Genomic DNA, 23,663 nt, shown 5'->3' on the forward strand with positions numbered 1-23,663 from the left:
GCCGCGCGGCGCTTCTTTTCCGATGGGCCGCACGCTCCGGGCACCAGCTGCGCTGCGCGCGGCTGCTCGGCAAGCCGGCGCAGGAGCAATGGCATGGCACTGAACATCGTCGTCGCGGACGACCATCCCGCGATCTCCCTGGCGATCCGTAGCGTTCTGCAGGGGCACGCCGGCTGGCAAGTCTGCGCTGACGCGACGACGCCCGAGGCGTTGTTTCGCGCGATCGCGACGTGCACGCCCGACGTCGTGGTCACCGACTACCATATGCCCGGCGGAGAGGCCAAGGACGGATTGCGGATGCTCGGCCAGATGCGACGGCAGCATCCGCAGATGCGCGTGGTGGTGCTGACGATGATGACCAACCCGCTGATCCTTCGCGCAATCGCCGAAGTGCCGGTGCAGGGCATCCTGCTGAAGGATTCGCCGCTCGACGAACTTGTGCATACGCTGGTCCAGGTCGAGCGCGGCCGCACCTATATCGGCAGATCGGCGGCGCGGATCCTGGCGGAATCGAGCGCGCGCTATCCGTGCCCGGAGGAGCGGGCCGGCATCGGCAGCCTGTCGGTGCGGGAAACGGAAGTGTTGCGGCTCTATCTGAGCGGCAAGTCGGTGACGCAGATCGCCACCGCGCTGAGCCGCAGCGTCAAGACGATCAGCCGGCAGAAGAACTGCGCGATGCAGAAGCTGGGGGCGAGCAACGACAGGGAACTGTTCGACTTTGCCGCCCGCCAGGATTTGATGCTGCCGCAGCCGTCGGCGGGTTAGCCGACGGCGTACGGCCGAGGATGCGCGCTTACTCGGCGGAGCGCGGCGCCGCGATGACCGGCGACACGGCAGTTTCGCCGCCATCCTGATCGTCGCCCGGGCGGCGCTGCTTGGCGCCGGCAGCACGCTGCTCCCAGAAGACCGCGTTGTCGATGCCGAGCGGACCGGGCACGAAGTTCGGATCGATGCCCTGGCGCTTTTGCGCCTCGTAGTCGCGCAGTGCCTTCAGCGCGGGCTTCTGCAGGATCACGATCGCCACGATGTTGAGCCATGCCATCAGGCCCACGCCGATGTCGCCCAGCGCCCAGGCCAGCGTCGCGGTGCGCACGCAGCCGTACAGTGTGGCGGCCAGGATCGCGACCTTCAGCAGGAACACCAGCCACGGGCGGTGGATCTTGCGGTTGATATACGCGACGTTGGTTTCGGCGATGTAGTAGTAGGCGACGATCGTCGTGAACGCGAAGAAGAACAGCGCGATCGCGACGAAGGCAGCGCCGAAGCCGGGCAGCACGCTTTCGACCGCATGCTGGGTGAAGCCAGGGCCCGCTTCCACGCCGGCCAGGCCGGTGTGCAGCGCTTCCTTGGCGGGGCCGACCACGTTGTAGGCGCCGGTGATCAGGATCATGAAGGCCGTCGCCGAGCAGACGAACAGCGTGTCGACATAGATCGAGAACGCCTGCACCAGGCCCTGCTTGGCCGGGTGCGACACTTCGGCAGCCGCCGAAGGATGGGGGCCGGTACCCTGGCCGGCTTCGTTCGAGTAGACGCCGCGCTTGACACCCCACTGGATCGCCAGGCCCAGCACCGCGCCGAAGGCCGACTCCAGGCCGAAGGCGCTACGCAGGATCAGGCTCATGACCTCGGGCAGCTTGCCGATATTGAGCGCGATGATGACGCAGGCGACCAGGATGTAGCCCAGCGCCATGAACGGCACCACGATTTCGGCGAACTTGGCGATACGCTTGACGCCGCCGAAGATGATCAGCCCCAGCAGGATCACCAGCACCGCGCCCGTCACTGCCGGTTCGATGCCGAACGAATTGGCCATGCCGGCCGCGATGCTGTTCGACTGCACGCCGGGCATCAGCACGCCGCAGGCCAGAATCGTCGCCAGCGCGAAGATCCACGCGTACCACTTGGTGCCGAGCCCCTTCTCGATGTAGTAGGCCGGACCGCCGCGATACTGGCCGTCGACCTCTTCCTTGTAGATCTGCGCCAGCGTCGATTCCACGAACGCCGTGCTGGCGCCGAGGAAGGCCATCACCCACATCCAGAACACCGCGCCCGGACCGCCGAAGGTAATGGCGGTCGCCACGCCGGCGATATTGCCGGTGCCGACCCGGCCCGACAACGACATCGCCAGCGCCTGGAAGGAACTGACACCCTGCGCCGACGACTTGCCGTCCAGCATCAGCCGGATCATGCCGAAGAAGTGGCGCACCTGGGCGAATCGAGTGCGAATGGAGAAATACAGACCGACGCCCAGGCACAGATAGATCAGTGCCGAGCTCCAGATGACGCCGTTGATGGCATCGACGATTTCGTTCATGGCGAATCTCCGAGTCGGGTCCGGGCGAGATGGTGCCCGTCATGTCGGCGGTCGAGGTGCCCCGGGGTCGAGGCAAAACCGCCCCCCTGGAAAAAGGCGTAACCATACCGCAACCGATCGTTATCTCCCCACCTAGGGAGAACCCGAATTCGTCGTCCGAAACGGCGCCTGGCGCGTTGTGGGATGGAGGATCGTGCACCACGAACGGGCATGACCCGCGGGGTCGCCGACGCCTGAAATTGTGTCGACGGGAAACAAAAAGCCGGCACTGACAGGCGGTTTTTACGTCACCGAACCACAAGTTACAGAACTGTTTCATGTTGTCGCCGCCGAGGCCGGCCGCAGGCCCGATCGTGCGTCGTAACCTGAACGCTCCCTACCGCTCCGATGGATGCAGAGGAATCTCATGTCTGAACGATTGATCATGCTGGACGTGCCCGGGGTGCTGTTCTCCGAGCGCTCCGCCGCGCGGCTGGGCGGCAAACCGGAAACCGGCGCGGTGCGCGAACTGCGCCTGTTCGATCCCGTCGCACTGGGCTTCGTACGGCGGCTGTTCGGGCTGGCCGGCGCCCGCGTGGTGCTGCCGTACGCCTGGGGCGTCGGCGCACGCTCGGTCCTGGTGCAGCAGCTGGACCTGCAGGTGCATGCGTTTGCGCCGGCCGCCACCGGCGGCTTCGGCGCCGAGGTAGCCGCCTACCTGGCGGCGACCCGGCCGATCCCGCAGAACTTCGTGGTAGTGACCGCCGATGCGGCCTCCGTCGACCCGTCGCTGCAGTCGCGGCTGATCGCACTGGACCCGGCCAACGGTCTGACGCTGGACGACTTCAAGCAGGCGCTGGACCTGCTGGGCGTTGCGTGCCCCAACGGCATGTACCCGCCGACGCAGCCCGACCCGCGCCTGCAGGCCCGCCTGCAGCAGCTGCGCCGCGCCGCGCGCCATGGCGCCCTGCCCGGCCTGGTGCCATCGCCCGTGGCCGAGCCCGCGCACGCCTGATCCAAGCTGTCCGCCCGGCGGCCGCGTGCGTCGGGATCGGCCCGCATAGGCAGGCCGGCCCCCGCGTCTGCATAATGTGGCGCATGAACCGAGGGGGCGGAGATGACAGCAGCCGCGCTGGCTGACCGACGCGGCATCCACTGGCGACGCGGCTGGCCGCGATATCTGCCAGCGGTCCTGGCCGCGGCCTGGACGCTGGGCTTGCAGGCCCAGCCTGCCCGCACGCCGGACACCACGGCCCCCTCCGCCGCTGCTGCCGCCCCGCCCGCCGACGCTGGCACGGCTCCCCCGGTCTGCCAGGCGCCCTGGTTCCGCAGCGGTGCCCGCGCGCAACTCGAGGCCGATGGCCAGATGCCGATGTCGATCACGATGACGGTGCGCCATCCCGGCCCCGTGCCGGGCGGCTGCGCGGCCTGGCTCGACATCCACTCCAAATCCGCGCTGGCGGCGATGATGGGACCGCCGGTCGTCATGGACCAGATGCACCGGCTGACGCTGCTCGGCGATGCGGGCGCCGCCCACGGCCGGATCAGCAGCCAGCACGCGACCATCAATGCGCAGGCGCGCTATGCCCGGCTGTTCGGCGAGGCGTCGTTCGAAGGCACGGGGCTGTTGTCCTATGCCGGCCACGACATCCGCGAAGGGGTCACGTTGCCCGGCGAGTCGCTGCACTCCAGCGCCAACCTGCAGATCAACAGCCTGCATTCGGGCGAAGCGGTGACGACGATCCGCGTGCCGCGCGCCTCGATCCACATCGGCGAGCGACGGGTCGGCCGCCGACAGCACATCGACACGCCGCTCGGCCGGCGCGAATGCCTGCCGATCCGCTACGACAAGCAGGCCTCGCTGGGCGAGGTCCATATCGGCGACGACGTCGAACGGCCCGACCCCTACAGCATGACGGTGACCGACTGGTACTGCCCCAGCGAAGCCTTCGTGTTGCGCACCGAGATCCGCCAGGGCGACCAGCAGCAGGTCATCGAGACCACGGCGATCGGCATGCCGGACAGCGGGCGGTAGCACACCACGGCCCTGTCACGGCCGCGCTACGGCCCGGCTGCCGCGGCGGCTCAGGCCGCCTGCAGGTCCTCGAGCGGTCCGAAGAACTCGAAGCGCAGGCGCTCGGGCGCAATGCCCAGCGCGCGCCCGTCGGCATAGACCGCGCGCATGAAGGCCTTCGGCCCCAGCAGATAGAGATCGACATCGCGATCGGCGGGCAGCCGGTTCGCCAGCAGCTCGCGCGTGACGAAGCCAACGGCGTGCGGGTCATCCCCGGGCCGCGGCGTGTCGTAGACGTAGCAAACGCTCACATTGTCGTGATTGGCGGCGATTGTATCGACGCGCTCGCGAAACGCATGGACGCCGCCGTGCCGCGCGGCATGGATGAAATGGATCGGCCGGCCCGCCGGCGCCGCCGCCTCGAGCATGCTGATCGCGGGCGTGATGCCGACCCCGCCGGTTACCAGCACCAGCGGTCGCTCGTTGGCCGCCGGCTCCAGCACGAAGTCCCCGCAGGGTTGCAGCGCCTCGAGCACATCGCCGACCGCGGCATGGTCGTGCAGCCAGTTCGACGCGCGGCCGCCGGGTTCGCGCTTGACGCTGATCCGGTACCACGGCTTGCCCGGCGCATCGGACAGCGAGTAGTGGCGACGGGTCGGCGCCCCGTCGATCGTCAGCAGCAGCGTCAGGTACTGGCCGGGCCGGAACGCCGGCAGCGCACCGCCGTCTGCCGGCTCCAGGTAGAACGAGGTAATGATCTCGCTTTCCTGCACCTTGCGCGCAATGCGCAGGCCGCGCGTGCCGCGCCAGCCGCCGGGCTGGGCCGCGTTGTCGCGGTAGACCGCCTCCTCGGCATCGATCAGGATCTTCGCCAGCACGCCATAGGCCTCGCCCCAGGCGCCGATGATCTCGTCGGTCGCCGCTTCGCCCAGCACGTCGCGGATCGCCTGCAGCAGGCAGCCGCCGACGATCGGGTAGTGCTCCGGCTGGACGCCCAGTGCGGCGTGCTTCTGCACGATGCGCGGCAGCGCGCCGGCCAGCGCGTCCAGCTGGTCGACATGGCTGGCGAAGGCGAGCACCGCGCCGGCCAGCGCCCTCGCCTGCGTGCCGTGGACCTGGTGGGCCTCGTTGAAGAAGGCCTTCAGCTCGGGATGCTTGCTCAGCAGCAGCCGATAGAAATGTTGCGTGATCGCTTCGCCGTGCTGCTTCAGCACGGGCACCGTGGCCTTGACCAGCGCGATGGTATTCGGGGACAGCATGAAAACGCTCCTGTGATTGGACGTCAATGGGTACCGTACTCATATCAAGCGCCGTGCCAGGGACAACGACCGGCGCAAGCCCTTGATTTCCATGGCATCATGGCGGGCAGTTGTCGAAACGACCACGCCACCATCGAGGTCGCAATGACCTCACCGTTGTCCACATGACTACAAACCCCGATTTCCCGACGCTTGCCGACGACGGCCGCTTCCGCCAGTTGCTGGCCGCCGTCCGCGGCATCGTCCATTGCGATGCCGCGGCCCTGCTGCGGCTGCAAGGGCAGGTACTGGTACCGGTCGCCGTGCACGGCCTGAGCGACGATGCGCTCGGACGCCGCTTCCCCGTGTCGGCCCACCCGCGGCTCGCGCAGCTGCTCGACAGCGAGGAGGGCGTGCGTTTCGCCGCCGACTGCGGCCTGCCGGATCCCTACGACGGCCTGATCGAGGGCCAGCCCGACATCCTGCCGATCCACGACTGCATGGGCGCGCCGCTGCATTGCGGCGGCCGGCTGTGGGGCCTGGTCACGCTGGACGCGCTGCGGCCCGGCGCGTTCGCCGACATCTCGGCGGCCCAGATGCAGGCCGTGGTGACGATGCTCGAATCGGGCATCGAGGCCGACGAGACGATCCGGGCGCTGGCCGAACGGGCGGCGCGCGAGCGCGAGATGAGCCGGGCGCTGCAGGCCCGCGGCCAGCCACGCGAGCTGATCGGCAAGAGCGCGGCAATGAAGCGGCTCAAGCAGGAAATCGACACCGTGGCCGGTTCGGATCTGAGCGTGCTGATCCTGGGCGAAACCGGGGTCGGCAAGGAGCTGGTGGCGCAGCGGCTGCACGACCGCTCCTCCCGCCGCGAACGGCCGCTGGTGCAGATCAACTGCGCGGCGTTGCCGGAGACGCTGGCCGACAGCGAGCTGTTCGGCCACAAGCGCGGCGCGTTTACAGGCGCGGTGCAGGACCGCGTCGGCAAATTCGAGCTGGCCGACGGCGGCACGCTGTTTCTCGACGAGGTGGGCGAGCTGCCGCTGCCGGTCCAGGCCAAGCTGCTGCGCGTGCTGCAGAGCGGGGAAGTGCAGCGGCCCGGCAGCGACCGGCTGCTGCGCGTCGATGTCCGCGTGCTGGCGGCGACCAACCGCGACCTCGGCAAGGCGGTCGCCGAGGGGCGCTTTCGTGCGGACCTGTACCACCGGCTGTCGGTCTATCCGCTGCGCGTGCCGCCGCTGCGCGAGCGCGGCCGCGACGTGCTCGCTCTGGCCGGCGGCTTTCTCGAGGAAAACCAGCACCGTCTCGGGGCACGCAACCTGCGGCTGGCGCCCGACGCGGCGCTGGCGCTGATGGCGTATTCATGGCCAGGCAATGTCCGCGAACTCGAACATCTGATCAGCCGGGCGGCGCTGCGCGCGCTGGCCGAACCGCGCCGCGGCGCGCGCTGGATCGCGATCGAACCGCGCCACCTGGGCCTGGACAGCGGCGCCGGCCGGCTGGCGCACGGCACCGAGGAGATCGCCCCCCACGGCCGGGCCGCCCCGGTGCAGCAGAACGACGGCCCAGCCCCGCGCTTCGAGCCATCGCCGCCGGCAAGCGCACCGCGGGCCGGCCCGCTGCCGGCGGGCGGCACGCTGCGCGAAGCGACCGACGAATTCCAGCGCCGCTGGATCGAAGCCGCACTGGCGCGGCACGGCGGCGCCTATGCGGCCGCCGCGCGCGAGGCCGGCATGGACCGCAGCAACTTCCACCGGCTGGCGCGCCGGCTGGGCGTCGCGCCCGAGATCCCGCTGCAGGCGCGGGCGGGCCGCCGCACCGATCCGCACTAGCGCATCCCGATCTGCCGGCCCTGCCCTTCACCACGAGCGGCGGCCAAGGCATACTTGGCCCTGCGAGCCGTTCGCCTGCCTGCACTCGCCGATCTCGACGGCCCGGCCAGAAAATTTTCTGTCGGCTGTCCCTGTGCAAACGCCGACTAGCGCCAATACTAGAGATCGGAGGCGCGCGGCCCGTAGTGCGCAATGACGCTTCGATCGACCACCCATAGCACCGGAAGCGAACCGTGTCGCGTCGTGTCTGGCCTATCGTTGTCCTGCTGGTCCTGGTTGGCGGCGCCTGCTATTTCGCCGCCCATCTGATCGCCGACGAGGTTCGCACCTCGCGGTGGCAGGCGCGCTATTTCCACGATTGGGGCCAGCGCCTGACCTACACGATCGCGCCCGGCGCCAGCGACCGCATCCGCTTTCCCGACGCCGGCCCCTACGACATGCGGCTCGGCTATGCGCGCATTCCGCACTACACCGAGCTGCTGGAAGCGCGCGGCTTCGTGCGCGAGCATCAGGCGCGGATGTCCAAGGCGATGCTGGAATACCTCGAACTGGGCCTGTACGCGCCGTATCGCGAAAAGACCCGCGCCGGGCTGGCGCTGCTCGATTGCAACGACCGCAGCGTCTCGGTGCAGCGCTTTCCCGAACGCCAGTACCAGGACTACCGCGAAGTGCCGCAGGTGCTGGCCAGCTCGCTGCTGTTCGTCGAGAACCAGGGGCTGCTCAATCCGGAATATCCGACCCGCAATCCCGCGCTCGACTGGCGCCGGCTCTCGCGCGCGGGCGTCGACCAGCTGTTCGCCATCGTCGACCGCGAGCGCGATACGCCGGGCGGCAGCACGCTGGCCACGCAGATCGAGAAATATCGCCATTCGCCGCACGGACGCACGGCGTCGATCTCCGAGAAGCTGCGGCAGATGGGTTCGGCCTCGGTGCGCGCCTATCTCGACGGCCGCGACACGGTGCGCGCGCGCGAGCGCATCGTGGTGGACTACCTGAATACCGTACCGCTGTCGGCCCGCAATGGCCGCGGCGAAATCCACGGCATCGGCGATGGCATGTACTACTGGTACGGGGAAGACTTCGACGAAGCCAACCGGATGCTGCACGAGATCGAGCAGAAGCCGCCGACGCCGCGCGAGGCGCAGGTCTTCAAGCAGGCGTTGTCGCTGATCATCGCGCAGCGCCGCCCCTCGTACCATCTGCGCCGCTACGACACCAACCTGGAGCCGCTGACCGACAGCTATCTGCGCCTGCTGGCCGGCGCCGGCGTGATCTCGCCCCGGCTGCGCGACGCCGCGCTGGCCGCGCGGCTGGACAAGGCGCCGATCCCCTCGCTGCCGCCGGCCGATCCCTTCGTCACGCGCAAGGCCATCAACCAGGTACGCGCCGATCTGTCGCGCCTGCTCGGCGTGTCGAGCCGCTACGATCTGGACCGGCTCGACCTGACCGTCGCCAGCACGATCAATACCGAAGCGCAGCGCCAGATCACCGCGACGCTGATGAAACTGCGCGACAAGCAGGGGGCGCGCGAGCTCGGCCTCTATGGCCACAACATGCTGCGCGACCATGACGATCCGTCGAAGCTGGTAGCCAGCTTCACGCTGTTCGAGCGGGTCGGCAATGCCAGCTATCTGCGCGTGCAGGCCGACAACATCGACCAGCCGTTCGACCTGAACAGCGGCGCGCGGCTCAATCTCGGCTCCACCGCCAAGCTGCGCACGCTGGTGACCTATCTGGAGATCCTGGCCGAGCTGCACGACCGCCATGCCGGCATGACGCGCGCCGAGCTGGAGCGCATCCCGGTCTCGCCGCAGGATGGGCTGACGCGCTGGACGATCGACTGGCTGCTGAAGAATCCGAACGGCGATCGGCGCGCGATGCTCGAGGCCGCGCTCGAACGCAAGTACGCCGGCGGCGCCGGCGAGGCGTTCTTCACAGGCGGCGGACTGCAGACCTTCACCAACTTCGAGCGCTCGGCCAGCGTGGCAAGCCTGACGGTGCGCAAGGCCTTCCAGCACTCGGTCAATCTGGTGTTCATCCGCATGATGCGCGACATCGTCCGCTACGAGGTCCACCGCGCGCATCCCGATGCCAGCGAGCTGCTGGCCGATCGCGATGCGCCAGGCCGCCGCAAATGGCTGGAGCGCTTCGCCGACGAGGAAGGCAGCCAGTTCCTGGCCGGCTTCTACCGCAAGTACAACGCGCTCGACAAGGACGGCCGCATCGCGTTGCTGCTGCAACGCGTGAAGCCTGTCGCGGTGCGCGTGGCAGTGGCCTTGCGCAGCGCCGATCCGGCCATGGACGAGGCCACCTTCGCGCGGCATCTGCGCGCGAAACTGGGCACGAAGCTGGACGACGAGGACGTGTACGCGCTCTACGACAAGTACGGCAAGGACAAATTCTCGCTGAACGACCGCGGCTACCTGTCGCGCATCCATCCGCTCGAACTGTGGTTGATCGACTATCTGGACCACCACTCCGAGGCCGATCTGAAGCAGGTGCTGGAGGCCAGCGCCGATGTCCGCCAGGAGGTCTACACCTGGCTGTTCCGCACGCGCAGCAAGGCTGGCCAGGACAACCGCATCCGCATCCTGCTCGAGCGCGATGCGTTCGAACGAATCGGCGAACGCTGGCGCCGGCTGGGCTATCCGTTCGATACGCTGACGCCCTCCTATGGCAGCGCGGTCGGTGCCTCCGGCGATCGTCCGGCGGCACTGTCGGAGCTGGCCGGCATCCTGCTCAACGGCGGATTGCAGCCGTACACCGAGACCGTGCGCTGGCTCGACTTCGCCGCCGGCACGCCCTACGAAACGCGCTTCGTGCTGCGGCCCGGACAGCGCAAGCGGCTGTTGCCGGAGGACGTCGCCGAACTCGCGCGGCGCTCGCTGCTGGACGTGGTCGAGGGCGGCACCGCGCGCTCGGCGCAGGGCGTCTTTCCGGCCGAGCGCGGCATGGCGCTTGGCGGCAAGACCGGCACCGGCGACCACCGGCACATGGTGTTCGGCCGCGGCGGCTACGTGATCGCATCGCGCGCGGTCAGCCGCTCCGCAACCTTCGTGTTCACCATCGGCGAGCGCTACTTCGGCACCGTCACGCTGCATGTACGCGGCCCCCACGCGGCGCGATACAACTTCACCAGCGCGCTGTCGGTCAAGCTGCTGCGCGGGCTGGCGCCGACCATCGTCGCGATGGACCCGCAGGCGGGTCCGGCAATGCTGGCCTGCACCGGCGGCTGAGAGCGCCAGGCGCGGAGCCGCCGTGCCAATGGCGCGGAGCTCCGATCGCCTGCGCACGGTTGACGCGATCTGTTCGCTGCCCCACCAATTCCCCGCTGCGCCGCGCCCGAAACGTCGCGCCGCGACTTTGCCCGCCCCGCCCCTGCGCTTACCATCAAGCAAACGACGAGCATCGGCACCCGCCGAGACGCAGGCAGAAAATACGTCGCTGTGGAACGGGGGCACCTTGGGCAGCTATATCGAAGACTACTGCGCGCGCATCCGGCAGGGCGGCGCCAACGCCGTCATCGCGCATCCGGTCGTCGTCGACAACGACGGCACCTACGTGATGCACTACGTGCCGTTCGAGCACGTCAACGCGACGGCACGCCTCGTGCTGGTCAGCACGACACCGGGACACATGCACCTGCGGCTCGCCGCCGAACTGACCGAGGCGCTGCTGCGCGCGCATGCACCGGGCCGTATCGTGCAACTGGAGAACAAGCGCCAGATCGAACTGGGCGGACCGCTGGTCAGGCCCAACCTGATCCGCATGCTCGATCATTTCGGCATCCCCTCGCTGGTCGGCGCCGAACGCGCGACCGCCCTGTGGGAGGACGGCTTTCACCTGCTGCAGCCGCTGGCCCTGCTGCCGCAGGCGACGATGCGCCGCGGCCTGGCCTTCGATGGCACGCTGGAAGCGCTGCTGGCCATACCGATGCTGCGCCGCGCGTTCGAGTCGCAGTTCCTCGAGCGGCTGACCCGCGTCCGCGACGATGCCGTGTTTCTGGCGCTGGGCCGCACCGCGTGGGCTGGGCTGTGCCATGCCGCGGAAACGGGCGCGATCGGCGCCGGCCAGCTGCTCGGCATGATGCCGGTGCCGGCGCGCGCCGGCAGCATGGTGCGCTATTTTCTTGGCGAGATCAGCGCGGCGAAGCTCTCGCCCAGGGATCCGGTCAGGCACCGCACCGCCTGGCTCGACGCGGCGCGGCGCGAATTGATCGAGAACGTGCGCCGCCATCGGCAGGCGCAGAGCGGCACGATGACGGGGACCACCACCGGCACCACTACCGGCACCACTACCGGGACCACTACCGCGGCGGCATGAACCCCGGACCGCTGGATACCCCGGCCGCTACAGCGTCTGCGTGCCGCTGACCGGCCGCAGGTCACGCGCGGCCTGCGCGGCCAGCTCGAAGGAACGCAGCCGCGCCTGGTGATCGTAGATCTGCGCGGTCAGCATCAGCTCGTCCGGACGCAGATCGTCGACGAAGCGCTGCATGCCCTCGCGCACCGTATCGAGGCCGCCGACCACCGAACAGGACAGCGAGCGGCGGATATGGGCGGCTTCGGTCTCGTTCCACATCGATTCGATATCGTCGACCGGCGGACGAATGCGCCCCGGCGTACCGCGCACCAATGCCAGGAACTGCTGCTGCAGCGAACTGAACAGCCGCGTCGCCTCGGCGTCGCTGTCGGCGGCGAACACGTTCAGGCCCAGCATCACGTAGGGCCGGGACAGCGCCTCGGACGGCCGGAAGGTCTGCCGATACAGATCGACCGCCTGGCGCATGAAGCCGGGCGCGAAATGCGAGGCAAAGGCGAACGGCAGGCCCATCGATGCCGCCAGCTGCGCGCTGAACAGGCTCGAGCCCAACAGCCACAGCGGCACCTTCAGGCCGGCCCCCGGTACCGCGCGCAGCCGCTGCCCGGGCCTCGGCTCGTCGAAATAGGCCTGCAGCTCCTCGACGTCCTGCGGGAAGGTGTCGGCGGTATCGTGGGTGGCGCTGCGGCGCAGGGCGCGGGCGGTCAGCTGATCGGTGCCCGGCGCACGGCCCAGGCCCAGGTCGATACGGCCCGGAAACAGCGAGGCCAGCGTGCCGAACTGCTCGGCGACCACCAGCGGCGAATGGTTGGGCAGCATGATGCCGCCCGATCCGACCCGGATGGTCGAGGTGCCGTTGGCAACGTAGCCGATCAGCACCGCGGTGGCGGCGCTGGCGATGCCGGGCATGTTGTGGTGCTCGGCCAGCCAGAAGCGGCGGTAGCCCCAGCGCTCGGCGTGCTGCGCGAGGTCCAGCGAATTGCGCATCGACTGTGCGGCGTCGCTTCCCTCGGGAATCGGCGACAGATCGAGCAGGGAATAGGCAGTGGTGGGAGCGGTCATGCGGGAAAGCGGTGCGGGAACGGTTATGGCCGGACATGCGGCGATCGAAGGCTCGTCGGCACTTCGACCCGGATGCACGCCGCGGCGCCGCCAGGGCGCAGGCCGCGGCGGCGATCGAATTGGAACGGCAACTATAGCCGTTCTCTTCCCGCGTTGTCGGAAGGGTCTCCCGCCCCGATCGATGCCGCGCCTGCCCCTTCAGGCCGCCAGCACAGGCTTCCGATGCAGCTGGTTCCAGGCGTCGATGCCGCCCAGCAGCGCCCAGGTATTGGCATAGCCGGCGGCCCGCAGCCGCTCGGCCAGCATCGCGGCGGACAGCTCGTTGGGGCAGGCGCAATAGACGACGATCTCCACCGCAGGCGGATGTTCGGCCAGCAGGTCCAGCGGCGCATCGGGATCGACCGGCAGCGCACCGGGGATGCGCTCGAGCGCGGCGCTGCCCGGGGCGCGCACGTCCAGCACCAGCGGCAGGCGGCCGTCCTGGCGCCGCGCTTCCAGTTCGTCGACGCTCATGCGCGGAATCAGCCGGGTGCGGCGCAGCAGCCGGACCCGCTTCCACCAGCGCCAGACGATGAACAGCGCGAGCGCCAGCAGCGCCAGCATCAGCGCCAGATGGCCATAGGTGCCGAAGGCGTCCAGCACGGCGTCGATGGCATCGCTGAACGCGGCGCCGATCATCAGCGCGCCGCCGGCCCAGACCACCGCGCCGATCGCGTCGTAGAACAGGAAGACCGTGAACGGCGTCGCCGTCATGCCCGCCATCGCGGTCGACAGCGCGCCCGCGCCCGGCAGCAGCTTGGAGAAGATCAGCGAGCGCGGGCCGAGCCGCAGATACAGCGACTGCGTCTGCCGGATGCAGCTGTCCTGCGACAGCGAGACCTTGCAGATGGTGCGCAGCATCGGCTGGCCCAGGCGCCGGCCTGCCACGTACCACAGCGAATCGGCGATCAGGCACGCCACCACCACGGCGCCCAGCACCGCGCCGATCGACGGGCCGGTCTCGCGCATGCCGAGCGCCCCGGCCACCAGCAGCAGCGGATAGGCAGGCACCGGCAGGCCGGCCTGCTCGATCAGCACGTTCAGAAATACCAGCGTCAGTCCATGCTGTTCCAGCAGGACCTGCAATTCGCCCACGGCGGTCTCCCGGTCAATGATCGAAGGCGCGATGATTCGCGATATGGACGGAGTTTGCCAGCATCGGGGCCACCGTGGCCGATCCTGGCCTAGACGATCGTTTCAAAATCTCTGAATGTCGGATGCGCGCGAGCGCTCGCCCTGCGCCGCAAGCCGTGGCAAGATGGCGCCGAAGCGGCTCGGACCCGCCGGCCGCTCGCAACTGGGAGATGCGTATGCTGTCATTCCTCGGTACGGTGATCGTCGGCCTGATCGTCGGGCTGATCGCCAGGGCGATCAAGCCTGGCGACGACAAGATGGGCTGGATCTTGACCATATTGCTCGGCATAGGCGGTTCGCTGATCGCCGGATATGTCGGCCAGGCGCTCGGCTGGTATCGCCCCGGGGAGCCGGCCGGCTGGATCGCCTCGGTGATCGGCGCGATCGTGCTGCTGGTGATCTACGGGCTGGTGCGGCGCAGAGCCTGACGCCTGCCCGACGGGCGGGGCCGTCGGCGGCCCCGCTCATCTTTCCCATCGTTCCTTTGCGCCCCGGCCCCGCTGCCGGACTCGCGCTCCGCTGCTCCCGGTACGCCCCGTCCGCACGACAGTGCCGACGCTAGCAAGACATTCCCATCCGCCGCAGCGCCTCTTCGATCCCCGCCAGTGCGGCGAGCATGCCCGCACCGATCGCCTCCTTGCGCAACGCCATCAATTCGGCCTGTAGTCCGGTACGGCCGCCGTCCGCCGCGCCGCGGCCCAGCGCCGCCAGCACACGAGCGCGCCGAATCTGGAATTGCGCCCACGGAAACGGCTCCGGCCGCGTATAGGCCTGCAGCGCGTCGGCATAGCGGTCCGCGTCGTCCCAGCGGCCATTGCGCAGCGAGACCTCCATCGCGGCTTCATAGAGATCGAGATGGCAATGGCTGACGCAGCTTTGCGCAAGGATCGCCTCGCCCTGCGCCAGCGCGCGGCGCTGCCTGTCCGGATCGCGCGAGGTGCGGGCGAGAAAGCCCAGGATCATCGGGCCGGAATAGCGCATGCCGGTGTCGCGACTCAGGGCCAGCGCTTCGTCGAGCAGCTGCTCTGCGGCTTCCGGGTGTCCCTGGTTGCCGATGGCCAGCGCCCGCCGCCCTGCCAGTTCCGCCTCGAAGCGACGCGCGCCCAGCCGCCGGGCCAGCGCCAGCGCCCGTTCGGCATGCGCCTGCGATTTGGCCCATTCTCCGGTCTGCTGTTCGGTCGACGCCATCACGTCGTAGGCCAGCAGCTCGATGCGGGCATCGCCGATCCGGCGGGCGATGCGCAGCGCCTCGTCGCAACGCGCCAGCGCGGACGACAGCGCATGGCACAGGCTGTCGACCGCACCGACCATCGGCAGGTTCGCCCCTTCGATCCGCACGAAGCCGCGCGCGCGGGCCAGCTCGACGCAGCGGACGAAATGCGCGCGGGCGGTGACCATCCGTCCCTGCTGGTAGTAGGCATCGCCGAGGCCGCCGAGCGCGCGGGCCTCGCCCAGCGCCGAGCCGGCCGCGCCGGCGTGCCGCAGCGCGCGCTGGTGCGCGCTCAGGCAGGCGTCGATATCCCCCATCGGAAAATGAACGTTGCCGCGCAGCGATTCGATCTGCGCCAGCATGTCGTCGTCGCCGATCGCCGCGGCGCCGCGCTGCGCATGCTGCAGGGCGATCAGCGCACGCTCGTAGCGGTCCAGCAGCCGCAGCGCCGAGGCCACGCCGAACCATGCGCGGGTGCGCTGGCCGTGGTCGCCGGCCAGCGCCACGGCATGCTCGAAGGCCTTCAACGCTTCGGCCGGTTGCCCGAGGTTCAGCGTCAGCTCGCCGCGCAGGCAGGCCAGAGACTGCCGGATGGCGCCATCGCCGGCCAGCTGCAGCGCGCGCTCGACCAGGCGCAGCGCCCGCTCGTTGCGAAAGTGGCCCGCCTCGTGCTGCGCCGCCGCCTCGTAGGCCGTCGGGGCATCGGGGTCGCTGGCGGCGTCCAGATGCTCGGCATGCAGCATCGGATCGCGGCTTCGATACCAGTCGGCGGCACGCCGATGCAGTGCGAGCCGGCGCGACTTGAGCAGCGACGCGTAGACGGCCTGATGGATCAGCGCATGCATGAACAGATAGTCTTCGCCCTCGGGCCGCAGCAGCGCGTGCCGCACCAGCGCATCGCAGGGGTCGCCGGCCGTGCCGAGCAGGTGGCGCAGCGCCGCCGGAGAGAAGCGCTGGCCCAGCACCGCGGCCGCCTGCAGCGCCTGGCGATGCGGCTCGGGCAGACGGTCCATGCGCGCCAGCACAATGCTCTGCAGCGTGCCGGGCAGCGCGTCGGCGTCCGTATCGGGCGCCGCGTTGCGCAGCAGCTGATCGAGAAAGAGCGGATTGCCTTCGGCGCGGCGGATGCAGGAGTCCGCCAGCTGCTCGTCGACATGGCGATAGCGCGTCGCCAGCTCGCGCGCCTCGGCATCGTTCAGCGGCCCCAGGTCGATCGTGGTCAGCGACGCGCTGCCGGCGGCCGCGCGCCAGCCGCTGTCGAGCGGATCCTGCTCCGGCCGCACGGTCATCGCCAGCACCAGCCGGCAGGTGCGCGTCGCGGCCGCGATCCGGGCCAGGCAATCGAGCAGCGCGCGCTCGGCCCAGTGCACGTCCTCGACGACGATCAGCAGCGGCTTGAGCGCGCTGCGCCGGGCCACCTGCGCCAGCACGAAGCGCTGCACGCCGCGCTGGCGCGCGCCGGCATCCATCGCCGCCAGCGCCGCGGCCTGCGCCTCGGGCTGCGGTACGTCGAGCAGATCGAAGGCAAACGGCACGTCGTCATCGTCGATGCGGCCGCCGGCGACGGCCTGCGCAATGACGGCGGCACGTGCATCGACGCCGGCGCAGGCATCGATGCCGAACAGTCCGCGCACCAGCACGCGCAACGGATCGCCCGACGTACCGACGCCGAAATCGAGCACCAGCGCGCGCAGCGCTTCCATGCCGTGCTCGCGCCCCAGCGCGACGAAGCGCTCGGCGAGCCGGCTCTTGCCGATGCCGGCTTCGCCACGGATCACGACCACGCGGCCCTGTCCCGAGCGCAGGCAATCGCCGGCGACGCCGGCCAGTTGCACCAGTTCGGCCTGCCGCCCGACGAAGGCGTGCTGCGGCGGCGTCTCGGCGGCATCGAGAAACCGGTGCACACGCCACAGCGGTATCGGCTCGGCGATGCCCGGCATCGACACATCGGTCAGGTGCTCGACCTCCAGGCGCCCTGGCAAGGCCAGAAAGACGCGGTTCGACACCACGGCCTCGCCGGCCTGCGCGTGCTCCATCACGCGCGCGGCAACGTTGACCGGCGGACCGGTCAGCGTCATGGCGCCCCCGTTCGAGGACGCGGCGGCGAACAGTACCTGTCCGCTGGCGACGCCGACCCGCACCGCCGGCGGCGTCGCGCACTCGGGGCACAGGCGGCGCACGCCGTCGTGCAGGCCGACGGCGACGTGCATCGCGCGTTCGGCATCGTTGCCATGCGCCACCGGCACGCCGAACACGACGGTCAGCCGCGCGCCGATCTCGTCGGTCACGGCACCGCCACACGCGGCCGCGAGCGCCCGCGCCCGTTCGCGCCAGCGGATCAGCAGGCCGTGGAGCTGCTCGGCGTCGAGGCCGGCGGCATGGGCACCGATATCGTCGACGCTGGCGACGACGACTACGGCATGGCGCGGCTCCGGCGTCCTCGGCGCGGGCGCCGCAGCGGCGGGGCCGGGATCCGGCGGCGCGATCACCGGACCGGTGCCGGCGGGCGCGTCCCGCGCTGCCGGTGCAGTGGGGGCCATCGGCGGCACCATCGACTGAACCATCGGCGGAACCGCGGGTGGCACCGAGGGCGGCACCGCCGACGGCGCCGCCGAGGACTGCCGCCGCGCGCGCAGGATCTGCTGATGCAGCGCCTCGGTTTCCGCCTCGGGCGACACGCCGAGTTCCCGCTGCAGCGCGGTCCGGCACAGCCGGTATTGCTTCAGCGCCAGCGCCTGCCGGCCCTGCCGGTCGTACAGCCGCATCAGCGCGCGGTGCACCGACTCCTGCAGGGCATCGAGCGTCAGCAGGCGCGTGGCGCAGGCGATCGCACGGTCCAGCTCGCCAGCCTGTTCATGCCGATCCACCAGCCGCGCCAGCGCCTGCAGCGCCAGGCCGCGCAACCGCTCGCGCTCGACCGCGAGCCAATGGTCGAAGGTCGGCGCGGCGGCATCGAACCCTTCCAGCAGATCGCCGCGATACAGCGCGACCGCGGCCTCGAGCGCGTCCGGAGTGGCCGCGCGCAGATGGTCTTCGAAGGCCACCACGTCGACCGCGACGCCGCACAGCGCCACCCGGTCGGCATCGGACAACACCACCGGATAGCCCTCGACGGCCCGGCGCACCGCGCTGAGCGCCTGACGCAGGCTGGTACGCGCCTGTTCGGCATGGCTGTCGGGCCAGAGCAGCGCCGCCAGCTTGTCGCGAGGCTGCGGCCTGCCGTCGGCCAGCGCGAGATAGGCCAGCACCGCGCGGGCCTTGCGCGCGGACAGGGGAAGGGGAGTGCCGTCCGGCGAACTGAGCGTGAAGCCGCCGAACAGATCGAGGTGGACCGCCGCCATCGCTTGGTGTCCTTGCGGTTGCCGATGTCAGAGGCGGGCGCGGCGGCATCGGCGAGCGAAGCTGCCCTGAAAGCTCTTTTATAGGCCACGGATTGACGCAGCGCGGTACTGCCGCCCGAGAACTTTCACGCTTCTTTCACGCCGGCGCGCACGGCCATATCACGCCCGCCCCCTAACCTCGCTACTGCCTCGCTTTCCAAGACACTCCAATGGCGAGGCCAGCCGCGACGCCCGCCGGCCGCACGATGCGGCGCAGACAGCGACATGACCACCGGGCTGCTGGATTGCGCATTAGAAACAAGGATGACTTCCATGGCACACACCGATTCCCGGCACCTGCAGGTTTCGTCGGGCAATAGCCGTTCGATGGAGCGCTTCGAATCCGCCCTCGAACTGTTGCAGGGCTACTACGGCGATCCGCTGACGATGATCGACGAGACCCTGGCCGAAGACCCCGAGTTCGTGATGGGGCACGCGCTACGCGCGGGGATGCTGATCACCGCGGGCGATGGCGCGGTTGGGCCGATGCTGCGCCAGACCGTCGAGACCGCCGAGGCGCTGCACGGCATCGCCAACGAGCGGGAGCGCCGGCATATCGCCGCCGCGCGCGCGTGGCTCGACGGCGAGTTCGCCCGCGCCAACCGGCTGTATGGCGACATCGTGATCGATTACCCGCGCGACGCGCTGGCGCTGCAGGTCGCGCATATCACCGACTTCCTGCTTGGCCAGTCGAGCATGCTGCGCGATCGCATCGCGCAGGTGCTGCCGAACTGGAACGCGCGCGTGCCCGGCTTCAGCCATGTGCTGGGCATGCATGCCTTCGGCCTGGAGGAGACGCATCTCTACGAACAGGCCGAGGAACGCGGGCGTTTCGCGCTGGAGCTCGATCCGCGCGACCCGTGGGCGATCCATGCGGTCGCGCATGTGATGGAGATGCAGGGCCGGCCGGATCAGGGCATCGGCTGGCTGCAGTCGCACCAGCAGGACTGGGCCATCGACAACATGATGGCCGTCCACAACTGGTGGCATCTGGCGCTGTTCCACCTCGAGCTCGGCCATGCGGACCAGGTGCTGGCCCTGTACGACGGACACATCCGCGCCACGCGTTCCGCGGTGGCGCTCGAGGTGGTCGACGCCAGCGCGATGCTGTGGCGGCTGCAGCTGCGCGGCATCGACGTGGGCTCGCGCTGGGCCGAACTGGCCGATACCTGCGAGGCGCGCGGCGCCGAAGGGACCTACGCGTTCAACGACGTGCACGCCGGCATCGCCTATCTCGGCGACGACCGCCCCGCGTCTTTCGCCCGGCTGATGGCCAATATGCGGCGGGCGGCGGCGGGATCGGGCACCAACGCGGCGATGACGCGCGAGGTGGGCCTGCCGGTGATCGAGGCGCTGTATGCCTTCGAGGCTTGCGACTACGACCATGCGATCGAGCTGTTGATGCCGGTCCGGCTGATCGCGCATCGCTTCGGCGGCAGCCACGCGCAGCGCGACATCCTGAACCTGACGCTGATCGAGGCGGCCCTGCGCGGCGGCCGGGCCAATCTGGCCTGTGCGCTGGCGGCCGAGCGGATGGAGCTCAAGCCGATGACGCCCAGCCTCAGCGCGCTGGTGCAACGGGCCTCGACGCTGTACCGCGAGAGCGCCGAGACGCAGGCGCGCGAGCCCGCGGCACGGGCAGCCTGAGTCCGCGCCGAAGATCGGCGCGCCTTGCCCGACGGGCTTGCATATCGGGATCTCCGGGTATCGGAGAAGCGCCGATGCGCGCAAGCCACCGCAGGCGGCCTCGTGCCGCCTGCGGGTTTTTGGCGAGGGGCGGGGGCTGGCGGTATCCTTTGGGTCATTCCCGCCCGGAGCTTCAACATGACAAACCCGACGGAACCGGTGCACGGTACCGAGGCCGCGGCCAACGCGGAAGGCACGCCCAGGCAGCTGGAGGCCAAATATCGCGCCTTGGTGGAAGCGATCCAGGACTACGCGATCTTCACGCTCGACGTGTCGGGCAATATCACCAGCTGGAATCGCGGCGTGGCGAAGATCAAGGGCTACGCCGCCCACGAGATCATCGGCAAGCATTTCTCGGTGTTCTATACGCCGGACGCGGTGGCACGCGGCTGGCCGCAGTACGAGCTGGGGCGCGCCGCGCAGGACGGCCGTTTCGAGGACGAAGGCTGGCGCGTGCGCAAGGACGGCACGCTGTTCTGGGCCAACGTGATCATCACGGCGATGTTCGACGAGCAGAACGTGCTGCAGGGCTTTGCCAAGGTCACGCGCGACATGACCGAGCGCAAGCGGCTGGAAGAACTGGAGCAGTCCAGCCGGCGCATGAGCGAGTTTCTCGCCACGCTGTCGCACGAACTGCGCAATCCGCTCGCGCCGATGCGCAACGCCGTCAACCTGATGCGGCTCGAGACGCTCGGCTCGGGCGACCAGCGTGCGCCGCGCGACAGCGCGACGCTGCGCCAGTGCCAGAGCGTGCTGGACCGCCAGCTGTCGCATATGACGCGACTGGTCGACGATCTGCTCGACATGGGCCGCATCACCTCGGGCAAGGTCGAGCTGCAATACAGCCGCGTGGACCTGTCGGACATCATCGCGCGGGCGGCCGAGGCCGCCAGGCCAACGCTGGAGCGCCGGCGGCAGCGGCTGGAGCTGCAGGTGCCCGAGCGGGTCGCGATGCGGGCGGACCCGATCCGGCTGATCCAGGTGCTGCAGAACCTGCTGCTGAACGCGTCGAAATTCTCGCCGCCCGGCAGCCGGATCACGATCCAGGCCGAACGGCAGCCGCAGGTGGTGGAGCTGCGCGTCAGCGACGAGGGAATCGGCATTCCGGCGAGCGAGATCGAGACCATCTTCGACCTGTTCGTGCAGCACAAGCACGGCAAGGTGTCCGACGACGGTGGCCTGGGCATCGGCCTGTCGCTGTGCCGGTCGCTGGTGGAGCTGCACGGCGGCTCGATTCGCGCCAGCAGCCCCGGCGAAGGCATGGGCAGCACCTTCACGCTGCGCCTGCCGTTGGCGCTGGAGAGCGCCGACGAGAAACGCGATGCGCCGGTGCCGCTGCCGGCCGGTGCGCTGCGCGTGATGCTGGTCGACGACAACCGCGACTCCGCGGACAGCCTCGGGATGCTGCTGCAGGCGATGGGACACGAGGTCCATATCGCCTATGACGCCGAGGGCGCCATCGAGATCGCCGGCGGCTTTGTGCCGCAACTGGCGCTGATCGATATCGCGATGCCCGTGGTCGACGGCTTCGCGCTGCTGCGCGGATTGAAGAGCATGCGGGGCTGGTCCGGCACCGTGTTCGCCGCGATGACCGGTTTCGGCCAGCCGAGCGACCGGGCCGAGACCAAGGCCGCGGGCTTTCATTTCCATATCGTCAAGCCGGTCGAGCTGCCCAAGCTGCAGATGCTGCTTGCGATGGTCGAGCAGGGAACCGTCGCCGGCGCCGCCCCGGCGGGCAAATTGCCGCCGGCATAGTCGTTACCGGCTGCACTTTTCGCTTCCCTCCCCTTTCCCTCCCCCGGTTCTCCCCCTTCGCTTTCCGCCTGGACGCCTCCGCCGCCGGCCCTGCCCGGTCGGCGCGGCGTCGTTTCTCCGCGTGCGTGCCTTTGGCAGCGGGTAGGCGTAAACCCGCAGCCACCGACAAATCGCTTGACCGATCAATTCACAGATATAAACTCTGATTCATCATTCTGAATTCGAGACATTGCCCGTGCCCGACCGCCCCACCTATTTCGTGTCGCTCGACGACGTCCCCGGTTATCACCCCGCCAACCATATCGGTACCCTGAACCGCCGCCTGATCGGGCCCGAAACGGTCGGCGCGCGCCATCTGGAGGTGGTGCACGGCACCATCGAAAAGGGCAAGGGCGCGCTGCCGCATGCGCATCCGGGCATCGAGCAGGTCTGCTACATGCTCGAGGGCCGTGCACTGGCCGAAGTCGGCGGGCAGCGCCGCGAGCTGGGTCCGGGCGACTGCTGCTTCTTTCCGGCCGACCAGATGCATGTGTTCACGGTGATCAGCGACGAACCGGTCAAGGTGCTGGTCATCTATTCGCCGCCGTACGAGGAATCGCCGGAACGCGTGGTGCGGCCCGACTGAGCCGCCCCCCACCCCGAGCCCGCGCCAGTCGGGCATCCCACCAGAACGAGGAGACAGACGATGAACATGCTGACGAGGCAGGGCCTGGGCCGACGCTTGAGCCGACTATTGATGGGCACCGCGGCGGCGCTGGCGCTGTCCGCCCCCACGGCGCAGGCCGACACCTTCCCTTCCAAACCGGTCAAGCTGGTGGTGCCGTTCGCCGCCGGCAGCGGCACCGATGCGGTGGCCCGGCTGACGGCCAAATACCTCGGCGAGTCGCTCGGCCAGTCGGTCGTGGTCGAGAACAAGCCGGGCGCGAACGGCACCATTGCCGCCGAATACGTGGCCAAGGCCGCGCCGGACGGCTACACGCTGTTCATGACCACCAACACCACGCATTCGGCCAATCCGTCGCTGATGAAGCAGCTGCGCTACGACCCGGTCAAGGACTTCACCCCGGTCGCGCGCATGGGCAACCTGCCGTTCATGCTGGTAGTCAGCCCGTCGCTGCCGGTCAAGACGCTGCCGGAGTTCATCGCCTATGCCAAGTCGCATCCGGGCCTGTCCTATGGCAGCGGCAACAGCACCGGCATCGTCGCCGGCGCGACGATGGCGCGGATGGCGGGGTTGAAGATGCTGCACGTGCCCTACAAGAGCACGCCGCCCGCGATGACCGACGTGATCGGCGGCCAGATCCAGGCGATGTTCGTCGACTTCGCCGCCGGCATCGCCAACGTCAAGGCCGGCAAGCTGCGCGCGCTCGGCGTGACCACCGCACAGCGCAGCGAACTGCTGCCCGACGTGCCGCCGCTGGCCAGCGTCCCCGAACTGAAAGGCTTCGATATCACGTCGTGGAACGGCGTGTTCGCGCCGGCCGGCACGCCCGCGCCGGTGGTCGAGCGGCTGAACCGCGAACTGGTGGCGATCGTCTCCAACAAGCAGCACGCCGCGCAGTACTACGCCTTCGGCTTCGAACCGTTCGGCAGCACGCCAGCCGAGCTGGGCAGCTTCGTCACGGCGGAGCTGCGCAAATGGTCGAAGCTGGTCAAGGATGCGGGCATCCAGCCCGAATGACCTGGCGCCGTGACGCCCG

General features: G+C 69.5%; 17 protein-coding genes. 11 read left to right on the plus strand and 6 right to left on the minus strand.

All coding sequences use genetic code 11. The features are described from left to right. Positions 1-93 precede the first annotated feature (93 nt). On the plus strand, positions 94-765 hold the full coding sequence (locus tag F7Q96_RS16195) for a response regulator transcription factor (protein ID WP_053824531.1): 672 nt from the start codon (positions 94-96) through the stop codon (positions 763-765). Positions 766-793: 28 nt separating this feature from the next. On the opposite strand, the gene F7Q96_RS16200 is transcribed toward F7Q96_RS16195, so the two are convergent. Beyond that, positions 794-2,314: an alanine/glycine:cation symporter family protein gene (locus F7Q96_RS16200; RefSeq protein WP_053823401.1), complete on the minus strand. Its 1,521-nt coding sequence runs from the start codon at positions 2,312-2,314 to the stop codon at positions 794-796. A 406-nt stretch (positions 2,315-2,720) separates the two neighbouring features. Between F7Q96_RS16200 and F7Q96_RS16205 the strand changes: the two genes are divergently transcribed. Both F7Q96_RS16205 and F7Q96_RS16210 read left to right on the plus strand, forming a co-directional pair. Continuing rightward, positions 2,721-3,308, plus strand: a complete 588-nt coding sequence (locus tag F7Q96_RS16205) for an HAD domain-containing protein (RefSeq protein ID WP_053823400.1) — start codon at positions 2,721-2,723, stop codon at positions 3,306-3,308. 102 nt (positions 3,309-3,410) lie between these two features. Then, positions 3,411-4,328 (plus strand): hypothetical protein, encoded by a 918-nt coding sequence (locus F7Q96_RS16210; protein ID WP_144425917.1) that lies wholly within the window; start codon positions 3,411-3,413, stop codon positions 4,326-4,328. A gap of 50 nt (positions 4,329-4,378) precedes the next feature. On the opposite strand, the gene hmpA is transcribed toward F7Q96_RS16210, so the two are convergent. After that, a complete protein-coding gene (hmpA, locus tag F7Q96_RS16215; protein WP_053823399.1) occupies positions 4,379-5,566 on the minus strand; it encodes an NO-inducible flavohemoprotein in 1,188 nt (395 codons plus the stop codon). Between the two features lie 164 nt (positions 5,567-5,730). Here hmpA and norR point away from each other — a divergent pair, with 164 nt between their 5' ends. From norR to F7Q96_RS16230, 3 genes are all read left to right on the plus strand, one after another. Continuing rightward, positions 5,731-7,377: a nitric oxide reductase transcriptional regulator NorR gene (gene norR / locus F7Q96_RS16220; RefSeq protein WP_151022973.1), complete on the plus strand. Its 1,647-nt coding sequence runs from the start codon at positions 5,731-5,733 to the stop codon at positions 7,375-7,377. Between the two features lie 233 nt (positions 7,378-7,610). Next, positions 7,611-10,613: a transglycosylase domain-containing protein gene (locus F7Q96_RS16225; protein WP_144425916.1), complete on the plus strand. Its 3,003-nt coding sequence runs from the start codon at positions 7,611-7,613 to the stop codon at positions 10,611-10,613. Between the two features lie 226 nt (positions 10,614-10,839). Continuing rightward, complete coding sequence (locus F7Q96_RS16230) at positions 10,840-11,700, plus strand: hypothetical protein (RefSeq protein ID WP_053823398.1); 861 nt, start codon at positions 10,840-10,842, stop codon at positions 11,698-11,700. Between the two features lie 27 nt (positions 11,701-11,727). On the opposite strand, the gene F7Q96_RS16235 is transcribed toward F7Q96_RS16230, so the two are convergent. Both F7Q96_RS16235 and F7Q96_RS16240 read right to left on the minus strand, forming a co-directional pair. Then, entirely contained in the window at positions 11,728-12,759 is a 1,032-nt protein-coding gene (locus tag F7Q96_RS16235; protein ID WP_053823397.1) for an LLM class flavin-dependent oxidoreductase, read from the minus strand. 198 nt (positions 12,760-12,957) lie between these two features. Further along, complete coding sequence (locus tag F7Q96_RS16240) at positions 12,958-13,893, minus strand: DedA family protein/thiosulfate sulfurtransferase GlpE (RefSeq protein ID WP_053823396.1); 936 nt, start codon at positions 13,891-13,893, stop codon at positions 12,958-12,960. Between the two features lie 215 nt (positions 13,894-14,108). Here F7Q96_RS16240 and F7Q96_RS16245 point away from each other — a divergent pair, with 215 nt between their 5' ends. Further along, the gene (locus F7Q96_RS16245; RefSeq protein ID WP_006577258.1) at positions 14,109-14,360 is read left to right on the plus strand and encodes a GlsB/YeaQ/YmgE family stress response membrane protein; all 252 of its coding nucleotides are present in this window, start codon (positions 14,109-14,111) and stop codon (positions 14,358-14,360) included. 130 nt (positions 14,361-14,490) lie between these two features. Here F7Q96_RS16245 and F7Q96_RS16250 read toward each other — a convergent pair whose 3' ends face one another. After that, positions 14,491-18,483, minus strand: coding sequence for a BTAD domain-containing putative transcriptional regulator (locus tag F7Q96_RS16250; protein WP_053823395.1), 3,993 nt, complete (start codon positions 18,481-18,483; stop codon positions 14,491-14,493). 125 nt (positions 18,484-18,608) lie between these two features. Further along, complete coding sequence (locus F7Q96_RS16255; RefSeq protein WP_144425915.1) at positions 18,609-18,797, minus strand: hypothetical protein; 189 nt, start codon at positions 18,795-18,797, stop codon at positions 18,609-18,611. On the opposite strand from F7Q96_RS16255, the gene F7Q96_RS16260 reads away from it, so the two are divergent. The 4 genes from F7Q96_RS16260 (at position 18,796) to F7Q96_RS16275 (ending at position 23,644) form a co-directional block, all read left to right on the plus strand. Further along, positions 18,796-20,169 (plus strand): tetratricopeptide repeat protein, encoded by a 1,374-nt coding sequence (locus F7Q96_RS16260; protein WP_053823394.1) that lies wholly within the window; start codon positions 18,796-18,798, stop codon positions 20,167-20,169. The genes F7Q96_RS16255 and F7Q96_RS16260 overlap by 2 nt on opposite strands. Before the next feature lie 177 nt (positions 20,170-20,346). Further along, positions 20,347-21,963, plus strand: coding sequence for a PAS domain-containing hybrid sensor histidine kinase/response regulator (locus F7Q96_RS16265; RefSeq protein WP_151022975.1), 1,617 nt, complete (start codon positions 20,347-20,349; stop codon positions 21,961-21,963). Between the two features lie 235 nt (positions 21,964-22,198). Beyond that, the gene (locus F7Q96_RS16270) at positions 22,199-22,588 is read left to right on the plus strand and encodes a cupin domain-containing protein (protein WP_053823391.1); all 390 of its coding nucleotides are present in this window, start codon (positions 22,199-22,201) and stop codon (positions 22,586-22,588) included. A 66-nt stretch (positions 22,589-22,654) separates the two neighbouring features. Further along, positions 22,655-23,644, plus strand: coding sequence for a Bug family tripartite tricarboxylate transporter substrate binding protein (locus F7Q96_RS16275; protein WP_151022994.1), 990 nt, complete (start codon positions 22,655-22,657; stop codon positions 23,642-23,644). Positions 23,645-23,663 lie beyond the last annotated feature (19 nt).

The organism is Cupriavidus gilardii, from assembly GCF_008801915.1.
Classification (GTDB): Bacteria; Pseudomonadota; Gammaproteobacteria; order Burkholderiales; family Burkholderiaceae; genus Cupriavidus; species Cupriavidus gilardii.